17 protein-coding genes are annotated in these 19,461 nt (G+C 54.0%); 10 read left to right on the forward strand and 7 right to left on the reverse strand.

Going from position 1 to position 19,461, the window contains the following annotated elements; genetic code table 11:
- Positions 1–30: 30 nt before the first annotated feature.
- Positions 31–1,245 (reverse strand): MFS transporter, encoded by a 1,215-nt coding sequence (locus ABLU80_RS24000; RefSeq protein WP_047079612.1) that lies wholly within the window; start codon positions 1,243–1,245, stop codon positions 31–33.
- A gap of 109 nt (positions 1,246–1,354) precedes the next feature.
- On the opposite strand from ABLU80_RS24000, the gene ABLU80_RS24005 reads away from it, so the two are divergent.
- Positions 1,355–2,293, forward strand: coding sequence for a LysR family transcriptional regulator (locus ABLU80_RS24005; protein WP_045367190.1), 939 nt, complete (start codon positions 1,355–1,357; stop codon positions 2,291–2,293).
- Positions 2,294–2,332: 39 nt separating this feature from the next.
- On the opposite strand, the gene rne is transcribed toward ABLU80_RS24005, so the two are convergent.
- Positions 2,333–5,557, reverse strand: a complete 3,225-nt coding sequence (rne, locus tag ABLU80_RS24010) for a ribonuclease E (protein ID WP_348850546.1) — start codon at positions 5,555–5,557, stop codon at positions 2,333–2,335.
- An 825-nt stretch (positions 5,558–6,382) separates the two neighbouring features.
- On the opposite strand from rne, the gene rluC reads away from it, so the two are divergent.
- Positions 6,383–7,336 (forward strand): 23S rRNA pseudouridine(955/2504/2580) synthase RluC, encoded by a 954-nt coding sequence (rluC, locus tag ABLU80_RS24015; RefSeq protein WP_072205611.1) that lies wholly within the window; start codon positions 6,383–6,385, stop codon positions 7,334–7,336.
- Positions 7,337–7,389: 53 nt separating this feature from the next.
- Here rluC and ABLU80_RS24020 read toward each other — a convergent pair whose 3' ends face one another.
- Positions 7,390–7,974: a nucleoside triphosphate pyrophosphatase gene (locus ABLU80_RS24020; RefSeq protein ID WP_348850547.1), complete on the reverse strand. Its 585-nt coding sequence runs from the start codon at positions 7,972–7,974 to the stop codon at positions 7,390–7,392.
- Between the two features lie 141 nt (positions 7,975–8,115).
- On the opposite strand from ABLU80_RS24020, the gene yceD reads away from it, so the two are divergent.
- From yceD to fabF, 8 genes are all read left to right on the forward strand, one after another.
- Entirely contained in the window at positions 8,116–8,637 is a 522-nt protein-coding gene (gene yceD, locus ABLU80_RS24025; RefSeq protein ID WP_015705036.1) for a 23S rRNA accumulation protein YceD, read from the forward strand.
- Between the two features lie 16 nt (positions 8,638–8,653).
- Positions 8,654–8,827 carry a 50S ribosomal protein L32 gene (rpmF, locus tag ABLU80_RS24030; protein ID WP_000290724.1) on the forward strand — a complete coding sequence of 58 codons (174 nt, stop codon included), beginning with the start codon at positions 8,654–8,656 and terminating at the stop codon, positions 8,825–8,827.
- 146 nt (positions 8,828–8,973) lie between these two features.
- Positions 8,974–10,074, forward strand: a complete 1,101-nt coding sequence (gene plsX, locus ABLU80_RS24035) for a phosphate acyltransferase PlsX (RefSeq protein WP_086557245.1) — start codon at positions 8,974–8,976, stop codon at positions 10,072–10,074.
- Between the two features lie 53 nt (positions 10,075–10,127).
- Complete coding sequence (locus tag ABLU80_RS24040; RefSeq protein ID WP_015367192.1) at positions 10,128–11,081, forward strand: beta-ketoacyl-ACP synthase III; 954 nt, start codon at positions 10,128–10,130, stop codon at positions 11,079–11,081.
- A 15-nt stretch (positions 11,082–11,096) separates the two neighbouring features.
- Positions 11,097–12,026: an ACP S-malonyltransferase gene (fabD, locus tag ABLU80_RS24045; RefSeq protein ID WP_020079146.1), complete on the forward strand. Its 930-nt coding sequence runs from the start codon at positions 11,097–11,099 to the stop codon at positions 12,024–12,026.
- Between the two features lie 12 nt (positions 12,027–12,038).
- A complete protein-coding gene (gene fabG, locus ABLU80_RS24050) occupies positions 12,039–12,773 on the forward strand; it encodes a 3-oxoacyl-ACP reductase FabG (RefSeq protein ID WP_015367190.1) in 735 nt (244 codons plus the stop codon).
- A gap of 210 nt (positions 12,774–12,983) precedes the next feature.
- The gene (acpP, locus tag ABLU80_RS24055; protein ID WP_000103754.1) at positions 12,984–13,220 is read left to right on the forward strand and encodes an acyl carrier protein; all 237 of its coding nucleotides are present in this window, start codon (positions 12,984–12,986) and stop codon (positions 13,218–13,220) included.
- An 88-nt stretch (positions 13,221–13,308) separates the two neighbouring features.
- Positions 13,309–14,550, forward strand: a complete 1,242-nt coding sequence (gene fabF, locus ABLU80_RS24060; RefSeq protein WP_047079608.1) for a beta-ketoacyl-ACP synthase II — start codon at positions 13,309–13,311, stop codon at positions 14,548–14,550.
- A 64-nt stretch (positions 14,551–14,614) separates the two neighbouring features.
- On the opposite strand, the gene ABLU80_RS24065 is transcribed toward fabF, so the two are convergent.
- From ABLU80_RS24065 to ABLU80_RS24080, 4 genes are all read right to left on the reverse strand, one after another.
- Entirely contained in the window at positions 14,615–15,055 is a 441-nt protein-coding gene (locus ABLU80_RS24065; RefSeq protein ID WP_227505444.1) for a fimbrial protein, read from the reverse strand.
- Between the two features lie 100 nt (positions 15,056–15,155).
- The gene (locus ABLU80_RS24070; RefSeq protein ID WP_285178265.1) at positions 15,156–16,157 is read right to left on the reverse strand and encodes a type 1 fimbrial protein; all 1,002 of its coding nucleotides are present in this window, start codon (positions 16,155–16,157) and stop codon (positions 15,156–15,158) included.
- Positions 16,158–16,165: 8 nt separating this feature from the next.
- Positions 16,166–18,727, reverse strand: coding sequence for a fimbria/pilus outer membrane usher protein (locus tag ABLU80_RS24075; protein ID WP_260841769.1), 2,562 nt, complete (start codon positions 18,725–18,727; stop codon positions 16,166–16,168).
- Positions 18,728–18,753: 26 nt separating this feature from the next.
- Positions 18,754–19,431 (reverse strand): molecular chaperone, encoded by a 678-nt coding sequence (locus tag ABLU80_RS24080; RefSeq protein WP_047079605.1) that lies wholly within the window; start codon positions 19,429–19,431, stop codon positions 18,754–18,756.
- Positions 19,432–19,461 lie beyond the last annotated feature (30 nt).

A 19,461-nucleotide genomic window follows, 5' to 3' on the forward strand; every position in this document is an offset into this window, starting at 1 on the left:
TAACCCGTTCCGCTATGCGGAGCGGGTTTTTTATCTCACGGCGCGTTCTGCGGCCTGTAGACGAGCATTTTCCAGCAGGCGGATAATCAGAGCAATCGCGCCGCTGCTCACCGCCAGAATCACCACACCGTTCCAGCCAGCCAGCACGTACAGTTTACTTCCCAGCACCGATCCCAGAGCCATTCCGATGAAGACCACGGTAAATAGCAAGGCGTTAAGCCTGCCGCGGGCCTGGGGCTCCAGGCTGTAAACCAGGTTTTGATGCGCCACCAGGCTCGACTGCAGACCAAGGTCAAAACCGATAGCCGATAACGCAATCAGCGCCAGTTGGCCGTGTACCGGCAACGCGGGCAGTAGCAACATCAGGGCAAAGGAGACGGTGACTAACGCCGCGCCGAGCTGGGTGACTCTCCCTGCGCCAACTTTATCCGCCAAACCGCCTGCCAGCGGTGCCGCCAGGGCGCCTGCCGCGCCAGCGATACCGAAGCCGCCGGCGACCGCGCTACCCATCTGAAAATGTTCGGCGAGCATCACCGCCAGCGTCGACCAGAACGCGCTAAAGGCGATAGATAAAAAGCCCTGGGCGAATGCCGCGCGGCGCAGCGCGGGATAGCGCTGCCACAAATGGGCCATTGACTTCAGCAACTGCGGATAACTGAGGGTAGAGTGGATCTCAAAACGCGGCACAACACGCCACATTAACAGGCCGATAAAGGCGATACTGACTGCCGCAGCCTGGTACATGACCCGCCAGCCAAATAGCGCGCCGACCAGCCCGCTGACGGTACGTGAAAGCAGGATCCCCAGTAGCAGGCCGGTCATCACCGTACCGACCATCTTCCCCTGTTTGCCCGCCGGCGCCAGAATCGCCGCCGCCGGGACAATATCCTGCGCCATGGTCGCCGCCATGCCAATCAGCAGGCTGACGACCAGTAGCGAGGTAAGCTGACCGGTCAGGCTGCAGAGTAGCAACAGTACCGCCAGCACGGCGCTTTTCAGCAGGATAAGCGTTCGGCGATCGTGGCGATCGCCGAGCGGCAGCAGAAATAATATTCCCAATGCATAGCCAGCCTGGGTCAACGTGGGCACCAGCCCCATTCCCTCAACGCTGAGATGCAGGTTGGCGCCGATTAACGGCAGCAGCGGCTGGGCGTAGTAGATGGATGCGACGCTGAAGCCAGCGCCGAGCGCGAGAATAAAAATAACCCAGCCGGCCTGGCGGGGGGATAAAGGAAGCGGTGTCATGGTAGTGCCCTCGTAAATGCGTTGGCGCTATTGTTCCCTGAAGCAGACTGGCGCGGAAGATAGGGTAGTGGTAAAACGGTTATACGTAGCACGTATAGGCAAATTATAAATGAAGAAACAAGAGCGTATAGATCGGATTGAGCTGATGCGGACCTTTATTCGCATCGTCGAAGCGGGTTCGCTCTCGGCGGCGGCTCTGCAGATGAGTACGACTCAGGCGACCGTCAGCCGACGTTTGCAGTCGCTGGAGACGTTACTTGGCGCGAGGCTTATTCTGCGCACGACCCATGCGATGAAACTGACCGATGACGGCGAGCGCTGTTATCAACATGCGCGGCGGCTGGTGGACAGCTGGCTGGCGCTGGAAGATGATTTGCGCATCGAGGAAGACCGGCCGGTTGGCGTGCTGCGGGTGCGGGCGCCGCACGCTTTTGGCCAACAGCAGTTGCTGGGTCCGCTGGTGAGTTTTCTGCAGCGATATCCCGAGCTCTCCGTTGAGTGGATGCTGAATGATAAAACCGTCGACTTTCTTAGCGATAATATTGATTGCGCGATCCGCGTTGGCGCGGAAGTCGATCCATCAACGGTATCGGTACTGTTGGCTGTGGTTCCCCGCAGCCTGGTGGTTGCGCCTGAGCTATTGGCGCGCCATCCGGAACTCAGCGAACCGCAGGCGCTCTCCGCGCTGCCCTGGGTCGCTATCAGCACCTTTTATCAGCATGAAGTCACGCTACAGCATCAGGTGGACGGGCAGTTGATGAATTTCCCGATTGTCCCTTGTCTGAGTACCGATAGCGTCTACGTTGCGCGTAACACCGCCCTGGCGGGGTTGGGGGCGGCAATTGTTTCCAGTTGGGCGGTGGAGGAGGATATTGCGGCAGGCAGGCTGATTGAGCCGTTTGCGCAGTGGCGGGCTTCGCCGCTGCCGGTGCATCTGGTTTATCCCTGGGCGCGCTATTATCCGACGCGGCTACGCAAGTTTCTCGATTTGATGCGCGAAGTGATGCCACAGGTGGCGGGGATGCAGCGCCCGGACGAGAAGAAATAAAAAAACCGGCCAGTTGGCCGGTTTTTTCGTTGAGCACCGTTACTCTACAGGCTGCGGACGGGTAGCTTCCGCCGTGGCTTGATGAGTGGCGCTATGGCCGCCTGCAGACCCTTTACCCTCAAAGGCAAACGGAGGACGAACCCAATCGCTTTGGCGCGGGGCTTCCGGCACGTATTCCGGAGCCGGTGCGCGGGTCATCGGCGCGGTCGCATGGCGAGTAGCGGTGGTCGCCGGTTGCGCTTTCACCACTGGCGCGGTGCTGATGACCGGCGTCGGTTCAACAACCGGCGCGGCTTCTTCAACGGCGGCAACGGTCGTTTCTTCGACAACAGCGGTTTCTTCTTCGGCAATCGTTGGCTGCGCAGTGACGGTTTCTTCAGTAGCTGGAGCAGGTGTGGTCTCAGTTTCTTCGACTACCGGCTCTGCTGGCTCACTGACTTCTGCCTGCGGCGCAACGCTTTCCGCAACAACTGCGGTCTCTTCAACCACCGCCGTTTCTTCGACGACCGGAGCTTCAACGACGGTCGCTTCTGCGGTCGGTTCGCTGGCCACTGCCGGTGCGACGGTTTCAGCTGCGACGGTTTCCGCAACGACAACCGGAGCGATAGTCTCCGCGACGACTGGCGTAATGATAGGCTCAACGTTGGCGGTTTCCTGTACCGGTAACTCTTCCTGCTGCTGATCATGCGCACGGGCAATCGGATAGCGGATCCACGCTTTACCTGACGCCAGCTCAGGCGACGCGCAGGCGATGGCCAGCGGCATCGGCGATTGGGTCGGATAACGCTCATCGCGGTAGCGACGGCGACGTTGGCCGCTTACGCGCAGGTGGCGCGGAGAGCGACGTGAACGACGCGGCATACCGTTAGATTCACGAGCGTCGCCGTTTTCATCCTGCTCAGCGGCAGTTTCAACGACGGCCGGCAGATCGACTTTTGCCAATTCCGTACGCGGCGTAGTGGATTCCGCCTGCTGCTCAGCAACGGCTTCGACAACCTGCTCGGTTTCTGCGGATTCAAAGCGGACTTTCTGCGCCAGCTGACGCGGCTTACGACGCGGCATGCTCTGAACGCGCTCTTCCTGCTCGGTTTCCTGCTGTACTACCGGTTCTTCACGGGTCTGAGTTTTCGCTTCCTGCTGTGCCTGACGCTTGTCATCATTACGACGGCGGTTGCGTTCACGGCGCGGTTGCTGTTGCTCATCGCGTGACTTGCCTTTATCAGACTCATCGCCCGCGTTTTGGCGAGATTCGCGCAGTTCAGCGTTCTGTGATTGTTTGTCACGACGATTACGGCGGTTCTCCTCGCGTGATTCACGAGATTCGCGACCTTCTGTGTTTTCTCCGCGATTATCACGATTATCACGGTTGTCACGATTATCGCGGTTATCACGACGGTCGTTACGGTCGCGGCGATTATTAGAACGCGGTTTACGGCGCTCTTGCTGACGCTCAGGTTTCTCTTCAGTTTTTTGCTCGGCTTTGACTTCAGCCGGTTTAGCTTCTTCTGCGCCGGAGAAGATGTTTTTCAACGCGCCGAAGAAGCGGGACAGCAGACCAGGCTGGGCAGGCGTTGCTACCTTCGCTGCCGGAGCAGCGGCGGCTTTCGCTGCGGCCGGCGCGGCTGCGGTTTCTTCCTGTACCGGCGCAGGCGGCGCATCCGGCATCACGAAAGCAGCCAGCGCTGGCTCTTCGCGGCGTTTGCGTTCAGCCGGTTCTTCGTCAGACGGCATCGCCATCTCTTCTTCGTGCAGTTTCGGCAGCAAATAGCTCAGCGTGGAGGTTTCTTCGCCTTTACGCACGCGCAGTACGGAGTAGTGCGGGGTTTGCATCTCATCGTTAGGGACGATGATGACGCGAATGTCGCTCTGGCGGGTTTCTATCGCGCTGACTGCGGCACGTTTTTCGTTAAGCAGGTAAGAAGCGATAGGTACCGGAACGATCGCGTGGACTTCTTTGGTGTTCTCTTTCAGCGCTTCTTCTTCAATCAGGCGCAGGATAGAGAGCGACAGCGATTCGTTGTCACGCACGGTACCGGTGCCGCTACAGCGTGGGCACACGTGGTGGCTGGATTCGCCCAGCGACGGGCTCAGACGCTGGCGGGACATCTCCAGCAGGCCGAAGCGCGAGATATGGCTGATCTGGATACGCGCGCGGTCCTGGCGGACGGCTTCACGCAGGCGGTTTTCAACCGCACGCTGGTGGCGAACCGGGGTCATATCGATGAAGTCGATAACGATCAGGCCGCCAAGGTCGCGCAGACGCAACTGGCGTGCGATTTCGTCAGCCGCCTCGAGGTTAGTGTTGAACGCCGTTTCTTCGATATCGCCGCCGCGGGTCGCGCGAGCGGAGTTGATGTCGATAGCGGTCAGCGCTTCGGTGCTATCGATAACGATAGAACCACCGGACGGCAGACGCACTTCACGCTGGAACGCGGATTCAATCTGGGATTCAATCTGGTAGTGGCTGAACAGCGGAATTTCTCCGGTGTACAGTTTGATTTTGCTGCTGAAATCCGGACGACCGAGGGCGGCGATATGCTGGCGCGCCAGCTCAAGCACTTTCGGATTATCGATCAGGATTTCGCCGATGTCCTGGCGCAGATAGTCGCGGAAGGCACGCACGATAACGTTACTTTCCTGGTGGATCAGGAACGGAGCAGGGCGGCTCTCAGCGGCTTTCTGAATCGCTTCCCAGTGCTTCAGGCGGAAGCTCAGATCCCACTGCAGCGCTTCAGCGGATTTGCCAACGCCTGCGGTACGCACGATAAGACCCATGCCGTCCGGCAGCTGAAGGCTCGCCAGCGCTTCTTTCAGCTCGGTACGATCGTCACCTTCGATACGGCGCGAAATGCCGCCGGCGCGAGGGTTGTTCGGCATCAGTACCAGGTAGCTGCCTGCCAGGCTGATAAAGGTGGTCAGCGCGGCGCCTTTATTACCGCGCTCTTCTTTATCAATCTGAACAATGACTTCCTGACCTTCGCGCAGAACGTCCTTAATGTTAGGGCGGCCATGAGCGCTGTAATTGGCTGGGAAGTATTCGCGGGCAATTTCTTTGAGGGGGAGGAAACCATGACGCTCAGCGCCGTAATCGACAAACGCGGCTTCAAGGCTAGGTTCAATACGCGTGATTTTGCCTTTGTAGATGTTCGCTTTTTTCTGCTCGTGCCCGGGGCTTTCGATATCCAGGTCGTACAGGCGCTGCCCATCAACAAGAGCGACGCGCAACTCTTCCTGCTGAGTTGCGTTGATTAACATTCTTTTCATCGTAACTTACTCATTATTCTTACATTGACGACTAAGCTACGGGCAGAGTAACGCCTTACCGGGTGAAAACCGATGGCCTCGAGTCTGGTTCACGTCGCCAACCTCACGGTTGTCGCGCGCTTAAGAGGCGCAGAGTGTCGGTCGCCTGTGTTTCAAACGGAAACACAGCGCAATTATTCAGGGGAACAGCCTGGGATGTATCACCAGAGAATATTCCATTTATACACTTCATCCTTTAAGTGATTTCGCGTTGGCCGCGCTTGTTCACCTCAATCGATTGCTTGTACAACCGACTGAAGATTCTCTCTTTTGCAGCCTTGACGCACCTCAAACGATGTTGCGTATATTCTCATCGTCTCTCACGTCGCAGGAGTAATGGCTTAACCTGTTCACCTCAATCGGAGGATTCAGATGAACTCCCGGTGGTTCCGGAGTCGACGCCATCCTGCCACGCAAAAATCTTATAGAGCCTGTGCCGGTAAGGACTGCAACCCGCAGCCCGCTAACTGTCTGAAAGATCAATACGTCTTACGCCATTGCTGCGTGGATGATCGGTCAGACAAAATTGGTCATTCCGCTAATTTCTTGTTCTAACAAGTGTCAACACGGAAAACGGCTTCATTATTCCATTGCTAACCTTGTTATAGCAAGTTCACTTTTACCTTTTATCACCGGGTTACTCACAGTTTTTTCACCAGCGTCTACAGATTGTTCTAATAACAAACAAAACGCCGATGAAGCATGCGATGAAAACCGGATACTGATAAATATAAGCATATAAAAATGAGTGGCGCTAATGCCCTCGGCTATTTAGAATCGCCGACCATGAAAACTGAGACTCCAACCGTAAAAATGGTTGCCATTTCCGCCGATGAAGCGGGGCAACGTATCGACAACTTTTTGCGTACGCAACTTAAGGGCGTACCGAAGAGCATGATTTATCGCATCCTGCGTAAAGGCGAGGTGCGGGTGAACAAAAAACGCGTCAAGCCGGAATATAAACTGGAAGATGGCGATGAAGTGCGTATCCCGCCGGTGCGGGTCGCCGAGCGCGAAGAAGAGGCCGTTTCGCCGCATCTGCAAAAAGTGGCGGCGTTGTCGGATGTTATCCTCTATGAAGACGATCATATCCTGGTGCTGAATAAACCTTCCGGTACCGCGGTGCACGGTGGTAGCGGTCTGAGCTTCGGCGTGATTGAAGGGCTGCGCGCGCTACGCCCTGAGGCCCGTTTCCTGGAACTGGTCCACCGTCTCGATCGTGATACCTCAGGCGTTCTGCTGGTAGCGAAAAAACGTTCGGCGCTTCGCTCGCTTCACGAGCAGTTGCGTGAGAAAGGGATGCAGAAGGATTATCTGGCGCTGGTCCGCGGTCAGTGGCAGTCCCACACCAAGGTGGTACAAGCGCCGCTGCTGAAAAATATTCTGCAGAGCGGCGAGCGCATCGTGCGCGTGAGCCAGGAAGGTAAGCCTTCCGAAACGCGCTTTAAAGTGGAAGAGCGTTACCCGTTTGCCACGTTGGTGCGCTGCAGCCCGGTTACCGGGCGTACGCATCAGATTCGCGTTCACACCCAGTATGCGGGACATCCTATTGCTTTTGACGATCGTTATGGCGATCGCGAGTTTGACAAGCAGCTTTCAGGGACAGGTTTAAACCGTCTGTTTTTGCATGCGGCAGCGCTGAAGTTCACTCATCCAGGCACCGGTGAAGTGATGCGTATTGAAGCGCCGTTGGATAACCAACTGAAACACTGCTTGCAGGTTTTGCGCAATAGCAAATAAGCACAGCGGCGGATTCATACTCCGCCGCTTTCTTTTATGGCTAGCGAATATGGCTAGCGAAGCAGCGGGTTAAAGCCTTCCCGGCGCAACATCTGGCATAGCGCAATCAGCGGTAATCCAACCAGCGAATTAGGATCGCGTCCTTCCAGTCGCTCAAATAGCGTTATGCCTAAGCCTTCGCTTTTAAAACTACCGGCACACTGCAGAGGGTTCTCTTTACGGATATAGGCCTCGATCTCCTGATCGCTTAAATGACGAAAATGGACGTCGAAGGGTTCACATTCCGTTTGCAGGTGCCCGTTGGCGGAATTATACAGCGCCAGCCCGGTATAAAAAGTGACAATCGTGCCGCTGGCTTTGCGTAGCTGGCGGTGGGCATTTTCTTCAGTGTGCGGTTTACCGGTGATTTCGCCGTCTAAGACGCAAACCTGATCGGAACCTATAATAAGGTGCTGAGGGAAGCGGGATGCCAGCGCCTGGGCTTTGGCTTGCGCCAGACGCACAACCAACTGGCGGGCGGATTCGCCGGGCTGAGGCGTTTCGTCAACCTCCGGCGCCGCGCATTCGAACGGCAGCGTGAGTTTTTCCAACAGCATCCGCCGCCAAGGCGAGGTTGAGGCCAGGAGAAGATTAGACATATTTTTTCATCCACATATAGCGCTTCGCAGAGCATCATTTTAAACTATGCGCCGCAATGTGTGCGAATAAATGGCAAAAGGCAACCTGAGGCTGCCTTTTTCTTTGACTCTATGACATTACAAAGTTAATATGCGCGCCCTATGCAAAAGGTAAAATTACCCCTGACTCTCGATCCGGTTCGCACGGCTCAAAAACGCCTTGATTACGAGGGTATCTACGCCCGTGATCAGGTTGGCCGTGTCGCCGATTCAGTCGTCAGCGTGGACAGTGATGTGGAATGCAGCATGTCGTTCGCTATCGATAACCAGCGTCTCGCCGTTATTACCGGTGATGCGAAGGTGTCGGTAACCCTCGAATGTCAGCGTTGCGGGAAACCGTTCCCTCATCATGTTCACACAACGTATTGTTTCAGCCCTGTCAGAAATGACGAACAGGCAGAAGCACTACCGGAAGCGTATGAGCCGATTGAGGTTAACGAATTCGGTGAAATCGATCTGCAGGCGATGGTTGAGGATGAAATCATTCTTTCCTTGCCGGTAGTTCCGGTGCATGATTCTGAACACTGTGAAGTGTCCGACGCGGACATGGTCTTTGGCGAACTGCCTGAAGAGGCACAAAAACCAAACCCATTTGCCGTATTAGCCAGCTTAAAGCATAAGTAATTGAGGAGTAAGGTCCATGGCCGTACAACAGAATAAACCAACCCGTTCCAAACGTGGCATGCGTCGTTCCCATGACGCTCTGACCGCAGTCACCAGCCTGTCTGTAGACAAAACTTCTGGTGAGAAACACCTGCGTCACCACATCACTGCCGACGGTTTCTACCGCGGTCGCAAGGTAATCGCTAAGTAATCACGCCTTACTCCGTGGATTTCACGTTGCAAGAAAACGTAGTCAACGTCCTTGTAACGTGAAAGACAAGAGTAAAAGCGTGGTGAAGCTTAGTGAGGATCTCCCCAGGTAACTGGGGAATAACCGAACCGGGCAGCGACGATACCTTGACACGTCTAACCCTGGCGTTAGATGTCATGGGGGGCGATTTTGGCCCATCCGTGACAGTGCCTGCAGCACTGCAGGCACTGAACTCTAATTCGCAACTCACACTTCTTTTAGTCGGCGACCCCGACGCCATCACGCCATTACTTGCCAAAGCTGATTTCGAACAACGTTCGCGACTGCAGATTATCCCTGCACAGTCAGTTATTGCCAGTGATGCGCGACCCGCGCAGGCTATCCGCAGTAGCCGCGGAAGCTCGATGCGCCTGGCGCTGGAGCTGGTGAAAGAAGGGCGAGCCGAAGCCTGCGTTAGCGCGGGAAATACCGGCGCGCTGATGGGATTGGCGAAGTTATTGCTTAAGCCCATTGAGGGGATTGAGCGCCCGGCGCTGGTGACGGTACTGCCGCATCAGCAAAAGGGCAAAACGGTAGTGCTGGATTTAGGCGCTAACGTCGATTGCGACAGTACAATGCTGGTGCAGTTCGCCGTAATGGGCGCAGTGTTAGCTGAAGAAGTGGTGGGGATTAAAAACCCACGCATTGCGTTGTTGAATATCGGTGAAGAAGAGATGAAAGGTCTCACCAGCATTCGCGATGCGTCGGCGATGCTCAAAAAACTGCCGTCCTTCAACTATATTGGTTACCTTGAAGCTAACGAACTGTTGACGGGGAAAACGGATGTTCTGGTTTGTGACGGATTCACAGGCAACGTCACATTAAAGACGATGGAAGGTGTTGTCAGGATGTTCCTTTCGCTGCTGAAATCACAGGGAGAGGGAAAAAAACGGTCGTGGTGGCTGATTTTATTAAAGCGTTGGTTACAAAAAAGCCTGAGCAGGCGATTCAGTCACCTCAACCCCGACCAGTATAATGGCGCCTGTCTGTTAGGATTGCGCGGTTCTGTGATCAAAAGTCATGGCGCTGCCAACCAGCGCGCATTTTGCGTCGCAATAGAGCAGGCAGTGCAGGCGGTGCAGCGGCAGGTTCCACAGCGGATCGCCGCTCGCCTGGAATCGTTATACCCAGCAGGCTTTGAACTGCCAGGGAGCAGCAGCGGTAACGGGAATGCCCGACAGCACACCGGGACCAACGGATACGACTGACGCCCTGCGGTTTGAACAACGCGGGTATATTACCCAAGAGTGACTGAGCGTACATGTATACAAAGATTATTGGCACCGGCAGCTACCTGCCTGAGCAAGTGCGTACTAACGCCGACCTGGAAAAAATGGTTGAAACGACTGACGAGTGGATTGTTACCCGTACAGGTATTCGTGAACGCCGTATTGCCGCAGCGAACGAGACAGTTGCTACGATGGGCTTCGAAGCCGCAAAGAAAGCGCTGGAAATGGCGAATGTCAACCCGGAACAAATTGGTCTGATCGTTGTTGCGACCACCTCGGGTACTCATGCCTTCCCGAGCTCTGCGTGCCAGATTCAATCTATGCTGGGTGTCAAAGGCTGTCCGGCGTTTGACGTCGCAGCCGCCTGCGCGGGCTTCACCTACGCGTTGAGCATCGCCGACCAGTATGTGAAAAACGGCGCCGTAGATTACGCGCTGGTGATCGGCGCTGACGTGCTGGCGCGCACCTGCGATCCAACCGATCGCGGCACGATCATTATCTTCGGCGACGGCGCGGGCGCAGTGGTGCTTGGCGCTTCTGAAGAGCCAGGCATTATTTCCACGCATCTGCATGCCGATGGCCGCTACGGTGAGCTGTTAACGCTGCCGAACGCCGATCGCGTAGAGCCGGAAAATCCGATTTATCTGACGATGGCCGGCAACGAAGTGTTTAAAGTCGCGGTCACCGAACTGGCGCATATCGTTGACGAGACGCTGGCGGCCAATAATCTTGAGCGCTCGGCGCTGGATTGGCTGGTGCCGCACCAGGCTAACCTGCGGATCATCAGCGCGACGGCGAAAAAGCTGGGAATGTCGATGGATAATGTGGTGGTCACGCTCGATCGTCACGGTAACACTTCCGCCGCCTCGGTCCCTTGCGCGCTCGATGAAGCCGTTCGCGATGGCCGTATTCAACGCGGCCAGTTGATTCTGCTGGAAGCCTTCGGTGGTGGTTTCACCTGGGGTTCCGCGCTGGTTCGTTTTTAGTATAAGGATTTAAACATGACGCAATTTGCTTTTGTGTTCCCGGGACAGGGCTCTCAGGCTGTCGGTATGCTGGCAGATATGGCCGCGACCTGGCCAGTTATTGAAGAGACTTTCGGCGAAGCTTCCGCAGCGTTGGGTTACGATCTGTGGGCGCTTGCCCAACAGGGCCCAGCAGAAGAACTGAACAAAACCTGGCAAACGCAGCCAGCGCTGCTGACCGCTTCCGTCGCGTTATATCGCGTATGGCAGCAGCAGGGCGGTAAAGCGCCGGCGCTGTTAGCCGGTCATAGCCTTGGCGAATACTCTGCGCTGGTCTGCGCGGGCGTGATTAATTTCGCTGATGCCGTTCGTCTGGTTGAACTGCGTGGCAAATTCATGCAGGAAGCGGTACCGGAAGGTACCGGCGCGATGTCTGCAATTATTGGCCTCGACGACGCGTCCATCGCTAAAGCCTGTGAAGAATCTGCACAAGGGCAGGTGGTTTCGCCAGTGAACTACAATTCACCGGGTCAGGTGGTTATCGCCGGGCACAAAGAAGCCGTTGAGCGTGCAGGCGCGGCGTGTAAAGCCGCAGGCGCCAAACGTGCGCTGCCGTTGCCGGTCAGCGTACCGTCTCACTGCGCGCTGATGAAACCTGCCGCTGAAAAACTGGCGGTAGAGCTGCAGAAAATCACTTTTAACGCACCGACCGTTCCGGTTGTGAACAACGTCGACGTGAAGTGCGAAACCGCGCCTGATGCTATCCGCGACGCGCTGATTCGCCAACTGTACAGCCCGGTTCAGTGGACTAAGACCGTTGAGTTTATGGCATCTCAGGGCGTCGAGCACCTGTATGAAATGGGCCCGGGTAAAGTCCTCACCGGCCTGACCAAACGTATTGTTGACACCCTGACTGCTTCTGCGCTCAACGAGCCGGCTGCGATGTCTGCGGCGCTTGAGCAATAAAAGAGGAATACCATGAGTTTTGAAGGAAAAATCGCGCTGGTTACCGGTGCGAGCCGCGGTATCGGCCGCGCAATCGCTGAAACCCTCGCCGCGCGCGGCGCGAAAGTTATCGGTACTGCCACCAGCGAAAGCGGTGCGCAGGCAATCAGCGACTATTTAGGCGCCAACGGTAAAGGTCTGATGTTGAATGTGACCGACCCGGCATCTATTGAATCTGTTCTGGAAAATGTTCGCGCAGAGTTTGGCGAAGTTGATATCCTGGTCAATAATGCCGGGATTACTCGTGATAACCTGTTAATGCGAATGAAAGATGATGAGTGGAACGATATTATCGAAACCAACCTGTCATCTGTATTCCGTCTGTCAAAAGCGGTAATGCGCGCTATGATGAAAAAGCGTCATGGGCGTATTATCACTATCGGTTCTGTGGTTGGTACCATGGGAAATGCTGGTCAGGCTAACTACGCTGCGGCGAAAGCGGGTCTGATTGGTTTCAGTAAGTCACTGGCACGTGAAGTTGCGTCTCGCGGTATTACTGTAAACGTTGTTGCTCCGGGCTTTATTGAAACGGACATGACGCGTGCGCTGACCGATGAGCAGCGTGCGGGTACGCTGGCTGCAGTTCCTGCGGGGCGCCTTGGCTCCCCAAATGAAATCGCCAGCGCGGTTGCATTCTTAGCCTCTGACGAAGCGGGTTACATCACTGGTGAAACCCTGCACGTTAATGGCGGGATGTATATGGTCTGACCGAGATTTGCGCAAAATGTTCAGGAAGCGCGCAGTCTGCACGCTTGCAGGTACAGTTTTGTGCGAAATCATTTGCGTTATTAGGGCAAACAGCCGCAAAATAGCGTAAAATCGTGGTAAGACCTGCCGGGATTTAGTTGCAAATTTTTCAACATTTTATACACTACGAAAACCATCGCGAAAGCGAGTTTTGATAGGAAATTTAAGAGTATGAGCACTATCGAAGAACGCGTTAAGAAAATTATCGGCGAACAGCTGGGCGTTAAGCAGGAAGAAGTTACCAACAATGCTTCCTTCGTTGAAGACCTGGGCGCTGATTCTCTTGACACCGTTGAGCTGGTAATGGCTCTGGAAGAAGAGTTTGATACTGAGATTCCGGACGAAGAAGCTGAGAAAATCACCACCGTTCAGGCTGCCATTGATTACATCAACGGTCACCAGGCGTAAGTGAACATCTCCAGGCGGTCATTCGACCGCCTGAGTTTTATCTTTTTTTGTCCCACAAGAATCTATTTTCCCTCCCTGGAGGACAACCGTGTCTAAGCGTCGTGTAGTTGTGACCGGACTGGGCATGTTGTCTCCTGTCGGCAATACCGTAGAGTCTACCTGGAAAGCTCTCCTTGCCGGTCAGAGTGGCATCAGCCTGATCGACCATTTCGATACTAGCGCCTATGCAACGAAATTTGCTGGCTTAGTAAAGGATTTTAACTGTGATGATATCATCTCGCGCAAAGAACAGCGCAAGATGGATGCCTTCATTCAATATGGAATTGTCGCTGGCGTTCAGGCCATGCAGGATTCTGGCCTTGAAGTGACGGAAGAAAACGCAACCCGCATCGGCGCCGCTATCGGTTCCGGTATCGGGGGCCTCGGCCTGATCGAAGAAAACCATAGTTCGCTGGTAAACGGCGGACCGCGGAAGATCAGCCCGTTCTTCGTACCGTCCACAATTGTTAATATGGTGGCGGGTCATCTGACCATCATGTTTGGTCTGCGTGGACCGAGTATCTCCATCGCGACCGCGTGTACTTCAGGCGTACACAACATCGGCCACGCGGCGCGTATCATCGCTTACGGTGATGCTGACGCGATGGTTGCCGGTGGTGCAGAGAAGGCGAGTACTCCGCTCGGCGTAGGTGGCTTTGGCGCTGCGCGCGCACTGTCTACCCGCAATGACAACCCGCAGGCGGCAAGCCGTCCGTGGGATAAAGAGCGTGATGGCTTCGTGCTGGGCGACGGCGCGGGCATGGTCGTGCTGGAAGAGTACGAGCATGCGAAAAAACGCGGCGCGAAAATCTACGCAGAGATCGTTGGTTTTGGTATGAGCAGCGATGCCTACCATATGACCTCTCCGCCGGAAGATGGCGCTGGCGCTGCGCTGGCAATGGTTAACGCCATTCGCGATGCGGCAATTGAGCCGGGCCAGATTGGCTACGTCAACGCCCACGGTACTTCTACGCCAGCAGGCGATAAAGCAGAAGCCCAGGCGGTGAAATCCGTGTTTGGCGATGCGGCAAGCCGCGTGATGGTGAGCTCCACCAAATCAATGACCGGCCACCTGTTAGGCGCGGCAGGCGCAGTGGAGTCTATCTACTCCATTCTGGCGCTGCGCGATCAGGCGGTTCCGCCGACCATCAACCTGGATAACCCGGATGAAGGTTGCGACCTCGACTTCGTTCCTCATGAGGCGCGTCAGGTTTCCGGTATGGAGTACACCCTGTGTAACTCCTTCGGCTTTGGCGGTACTAACGGCTCGCTGATCTTCAAACGCGTCTAGTTGGCAGTTTGAAGCGATAAAAAGCGAAACACCAAGGTGTTTCGCTTTTTTTATGCTTAAAATCTTACTGGTAGGTAAAGGTGGCCTGCACCTGGCTGGAAATAGTTCCCGGCATGACGCTGCCCTTTGAAACTGCGCGGGCGCGAAGTTTCAGGTCATAGGCGTGAGTGTCAGTCGGTATCGCTACGTTAGCTAGTGAACTACCGTTGCCAAGAGTCGTTACGCCGTCCTGCGTGGTTAGCGCGATAGAGACGTTAGTCGCCGTGCCGCTATTTTTGTAGTTGCTGGTTACCGTATCGTCCGCAGTGCCGCTGAAAGCGACGCTAAAGCTGGTAGTTGAACTCGGGCAACTGGTCAGCGCCAGACTGAAGTTAGTCCAGTCAGTCGCGCTGCCGGAAGTCGCGAGAGTGTCGGCCTGGATGCTGTCGCCGAGATTGACATCAAGGGTATCAGTACCACCATTTACAACACATGGACCGGCAATGATTTTACCAGTGATATTCATCGTCGCAGAGTTTGCAGAGCTAGCAGCGGAAAACAGGCTCCCGCAGGTCAAGGCTATTATTATTGCTTTGTTTTTGAGTTGCATACTTATTCCTTAAGTATTAATTGTAAGTAATACCAATTACAATGGCTGATGTAACATTTCCTTCTGTGGCTTTATTTACATCTTTTATGTAATAAGCCACTTTAAATTCCGGCAGAGTGTAGTCTCCGCTGCCGGTATAATTGTTTAAAGTTATATTGTTATTTACTGCCTGACCTGTACCATCTGGATTTTGCAACTGCAGATAGACGTATTTAGCGCTTCCCTCGCCAGTCGCTGTGTACATATACCCTTGGGTGCCATCACCGTAAGCTCCATATAAGGGGGCATACATATAAGTAATGTTATTTTGCGCGCCAGGACAATTGGTTAATTTTATGCTGTATGTTGATGATGCTCCCTGAGCACCGTTAACTAAATCATCGACATATAACGTGGGTAATTTAATTTCCGTTGGCGCATCAATGGTGCAGGGCGTATAGGTAGGTTGGGTGGCCGCGCCGCTATAAAGCACGTCCGTTTTTGTCGCTCCGTCATAAGTATTATAAAATGTTGCGGATACGCTCGGACCGGTAATTTTCCCGGCAGGGATTTGTTCTTTTAGCCTTACCAGACGATACGCAAGGTTAAGTTTACCATCTACGGTTATTGCTTGTCCTCCAGTAGGGTAGCCTGTCATTGTTAACTGGTATGAAGGTGCAACACTCGAGGCAGAGTCGAGTCCGGATATAACGGGAGAAGTTGACAATTTATATTGAATGCCGATAGCAGGATTGCTGGTAGTCCAGGTCACACCATCCCCTAAAAGCGTGGTGCCGACATTCAATTTAATATAACTGCCTACTGAGTTTAGTTTATCCTGGCCAATTTGAAATGATGTTGGATAAACTGTCGTCCCTAACCATGCAGTGGTTCCGCCCACGGTATTTGGAATACTGGTTGAGGAGAAGTCATAGGTTTGCGTGGTTGTGCTGATAAAAAAGAAATAATCTGCTTTGGCAACCGGAATATTTGCCATGGTGCCAGCGAGTAATATCATTAAAAGAGAGATTTTTTTCATAAGATGACCTATTCCTGCCTACAAGACGCACTGATTTCATATACCCCGCCGGCAGGCGCTTTCTCTGGTAAATGCCAGTTAACCGAACACTGCTCGTTTGCCGAATGACCCCATTTCGCCGTTGCCGTACCGTTATCCGCCATACCGGAGAGATAAACCTGGCCGCCGTCGCCAACAATGGCGCTGGATGATGCGTCTGAGGTATTGTCTGATACGATAGCGCCGAAGGGGACCACCTCACCGTTTGCCCGGGTAAGCGTCATCAGAACGCGTTTACCAATACGTGTTTTAAAGCGTGCGCGGACAATCGCCCCGCGGGTTGGCGTGACCGTCTGTACCGATTTATCAATATCGGCATCATCCGGCATGGCTTCGGTATTTAACGAAATGTCGTTATTGCGATACGGACTGACGTACGGCACGATGGTGTAGCCGCGGAAATCGGTTCTTACCCCGGTTTGGTTATTGATGTTGACGCCGTTTACCCCGGGCGCTTCAACCAGCGCGGAAGTTTCACCCAGCGACTGGCTAAAGGTGATGCCATGAGCGTGTGCGACTACGCCGCCTTCGATACCATAGTTGGTACGGCGCTGCATTTTGTCATAACCATATCCGGCGTTGATACGTGCATAGGTACCCTGGTAGGTCAGGCTGGCGTTGCCGCCGTTACCCTGGCCCTTATTGGTTTCGCTCTCCTGTAGGCTCCAGCTTAAGTTCTGGTCCTCCAGCGCCGTGCCGTTGAGGCCAACGGTGTGGCTGGTAGCGCCGCGCTTGCTGGTGTTGAGGTTATAGCTGGCCCAGCTGTTATTTAACCAACGATTGAGCGGTATGCTGATACCCAGGGAGAAGACTTGGTCTTCATCATAGGTCTTCTGACTATTACTGCTGTCGTTGGTGTTACGGTTATAGCTGTAGTTGAGGTTATAGGTAATGCCGTTCCAGCTGTTGCTGTAGCCGACGCTGAGCGAACGCATATTACGATCGCTGTTCCAGTAGTTTTCACTGATCGCGCTCAGCGATAGCGAACCGGCACTATCGCCCAGGTTCTGGTTAACCAGGAATTCAGCGCGGTTGCGACGACGCTCGGTATTGTCCTGCCAACCGCTGTCGCGCCAGGTATCCAGAGTTTCCTGCAGGGTGTAATAGCCTGAGGTGGAATAGCGGTAGCCGGATATAGATATATTGGTCCCGGTGGCCTGAATATTCTTACTATAACGAACACGAATGGATTGGCCGCGTTCTTTCTCTTCATCCTGTTGTTGCGACCATGCCTGGGTGGTATCGACGGAAACCGCGCCAATAGTGCCAAAGTTTTTACCAATACCCGCAAGCAGGGACTGATAATGTTGTGAAAACTGTCCGCCGCCATAGACGGTGATCCCGGCTGGAAGCCCATAAATGGCTGATGCCTGAGAGAAAAAGTCTTTGTCTATGCCATTGCTATATGGGCGGTACTGGCCTGCGGTCAGCCCATATTTTAGCCGTCCTTCACGCTGCAATACCGGCAGCGAAGCATAGGGTACCACCTGATGTTGTTCGCTGCCGTCGGCTTCTTTAATAGTGACGTCGAGGTCGCCGCTGCTACCGGTTGGGTAGATATCAGTTATTTCAAATGCGCCTGGGGAAACATATGTCTGATAAATGGTGTAGCCGCTTTGCTTGACGATAACCTGGGCGTTGGTACGTGCGATGCCGCGGACCACCGGCGCATAACCGCGTAGGCTGTCAGGCAGCATATCGTCATCAGAGGCAAGTTGAGCGCCGCGGAAAGGCACGGCGTCGAACATATCCGATGGCGAAGAACTGTCCCCCAGCGTCAGTTGGCTTTTCAGTGCGATGATATTACGCTGCGCATAGGTATATACCGACTCCCAACTGTCCTGTGTATCACCATTAGATGTGTTACGGGTCCAGGTGCTGTAATTCCGTAGTCGCCACGGACCAATGTTCAGGCCAGGCCGAAGGTTAAGGTAATAGCTATCGGAATCGGTAGAGTGTGCCTGGCGCGCTTCGGTATTCGCGCCGGTAAAGCTGTAGTTTAAGGAGAGCGCATTAATGCCTTCATCGAGACGTTCAGGGGAAACGTAACCGCGCGCCTGTGTATTTATTGCCGCCTGGGGAATAGTGATTAATAGCTGCTGGCGGTTAAAAACAAATTCAGTCCTTGCCATGGGGATGGCTGACAGGTTGACGCATTGTGCTCCGGCGTCGAGGCCAGGGTAATTTTCACTTTTGATGCCGATCTGTTTTAGCAGTTCGCTGCTGATGCAAGGTTGCAATTCGTCCTGCCCGCTGGCATTTTTTTGCATAGCGAATGAAATGTCATAGGCACCGAGAGAGGCGTTATTGACAATAACATCGACATGATAAATGCCCGGCATCTGTCCGACGCCTTCTTCAAATATAGTCAGGTCGGTGATGTCTTTGCCTGGGCCATCAATACCCAACAGGGCGGGGTTAAAGTATTCACGCGCTTCGGCCGTGTTAAAACACGGCAATGCGCACTGGAGGGCAATAAAGCAGGCTATTTTACTTAGTGTCAGTCTCTTATAGTGTATTTTTGGTTTCATTCCGCGATCCTTACGGAGTTGAGAGCTTATCCATTGCTGTTGGCATGGTGTTCGCTACCTGCAGCACCGAAGTCATTAATTAATTGCCAACTAATATTCCCTGCGGCACCGGCAGGCAGCGTAAAGCTGGCGCTGGCTTTGGGCGCGACATAAGTTGCATCCTTAACGACTTTTCCCCCGACCTTCAGAATGCTGAAATTCATGTAATAAGGCGTTGGGTTGGTGACGGTGAGCTGTTGACCGTTGCGCTGCCAGGTGAGTTGATCGGTGGTTTTATCCGACATCGCTGACAACCCTTGCGGGCGATAGATCAATTTCAAACGGGTTTTGATGGCAATTTGCAGGGTGTTGGCATTTTGCTGATTTTCCGTTGCCGGGATCGTTTTAATGTTCATCCAATACATTGATTCACGATCGGTCGGTAAATTACCCCCGGCGCGAATAATACGCAGCTTGTTTTCTTCTGTGGCGCCTAAACGGAACAACGGTGGGGTAATAATAAATGGCGCTTTTTTACCATCGCTTTCGTTATCAACCCATGACTGAATCAGGTAAGAGTATTTATCCGGATTTTTAACATTAAGTGAGGCCTCTTTTTTATTACCGTCATAAATAACCCGAGTACCACCAACGATGATCCCGGCCTGCGCACTGGTTATGGTGAGAATAAAAGTTGTAGCAATAAGTGAATTCATCAGTTTCATAGGATGACCCTCAAAAAAACAAAACCGGGT

The sequence above is a fragment of the Klebsiella sp. CN_Kp104 genome, from assembly GCF_040064515.1.
Lineage (GTDB): Bacteria > Pseudomonadota > Gammaproteobacteria > Enterobacterales > Enterobacteriaceae > Klebsiella > Klebsiella aerogenes.

Coding starts and splice junctions, on each gene's coding strand:
- rne (WP_348850546.1), bottom strand. CDS start 5,557: ATGAAAAGAATGTTAATCAACGCAACTCAGCAGGAAGAGTTGCGCGTC.
- ABLU80_RS24065 (WP_227505444.1), bottom strand. CDS start 15,055: ATGAATATCACTGGTAAAATCATTGCCGGTCCATGTGTTGTAAATGGT.
- yceD (WP_015705036.1), top strand. CDS start 8,116: ATGCAAAAGGTAAAATTACCCCTGACTCTCGATCCGGTTCGCACGGCT.
- ABLU80_RS24020 (WP_348850547.1), bottom strand. CDS start 7,974: ATGTCTAATCTTCTCCTGGCCTCAACCTCGCCTTGGCGGCGGATGCTG.
- ABLU80_RS24070 (WP_285178265.1), bottom strand. CDS start 16,157: ATGAAAAAAATCTCTCTTTTAATGATATTACTCGCTGGCACCATGGCA.
- rpmF (WP_000290724.1), top strand. CDS start 8,654: ATGGCCGTACAACAGAATAAACCAACCCGTTCCAAACGTGGCATGCGT.
- acpP (WP_000103754.1), top strand. CDS start 12,984: ATGAGCACTATCGAAGAACGCGTTAAGAAAATTATCGGCGAACAGCTG.
- fabD (WP_020079146.1), top strand. CDS start 11,097: ATGACGCAATTTGCTTTTGTGTTCCCGGGACAGGGCTCTCAGGCTGTC.
- ABLU80_RS24005 (WP_045367190.1), top strand. CDS start 1,355: ATGAAGAAACAAGAGCGTATAGATCGGATTGAGCTGATGCGGACCTTT.
- fabG (WP_015367190.1), top strand. CDS start 12,039: ATGAGTTTTGAAGGAAAAATCGCGCTGGTTACCGGTGCGAGCCGCGGT.
- ABLU80_RS24080 (WP_047079605.1), bottom strand. CDS start 19,431: ATGAAACTGATGAATTCACTTATTGCTACAACTTTTATTCTCACCATA.
- rluC (WP_072205611.1), top strand. CDS start 6,383: ATGAAAACTGAGACTCCAACCGTAAAAATGGTTGCCATTTCCGCCGAT.
- ABLU80_RS24075 (WP_260841769.1), bottom strand. CDS start 18,727: ATGAAACCAAAAATACACTATAAGAGACTGACACTAAGTAAAATAGCC.
- ABLU80_RS24040 (WP_015367192.1), top strand. CDS start 10,128: ATGTATACAAAGATTATTGGCACCGGCAGCTACCTGCCTGAGCAAGTG.
- ABLU80_RS24000 (WP_047079612.1), bottom strand. CDS start 1,245: ATGACACCGCTTCCTTTATCCCCCCGCCAGGCCGGCTGGGTTATTTTT.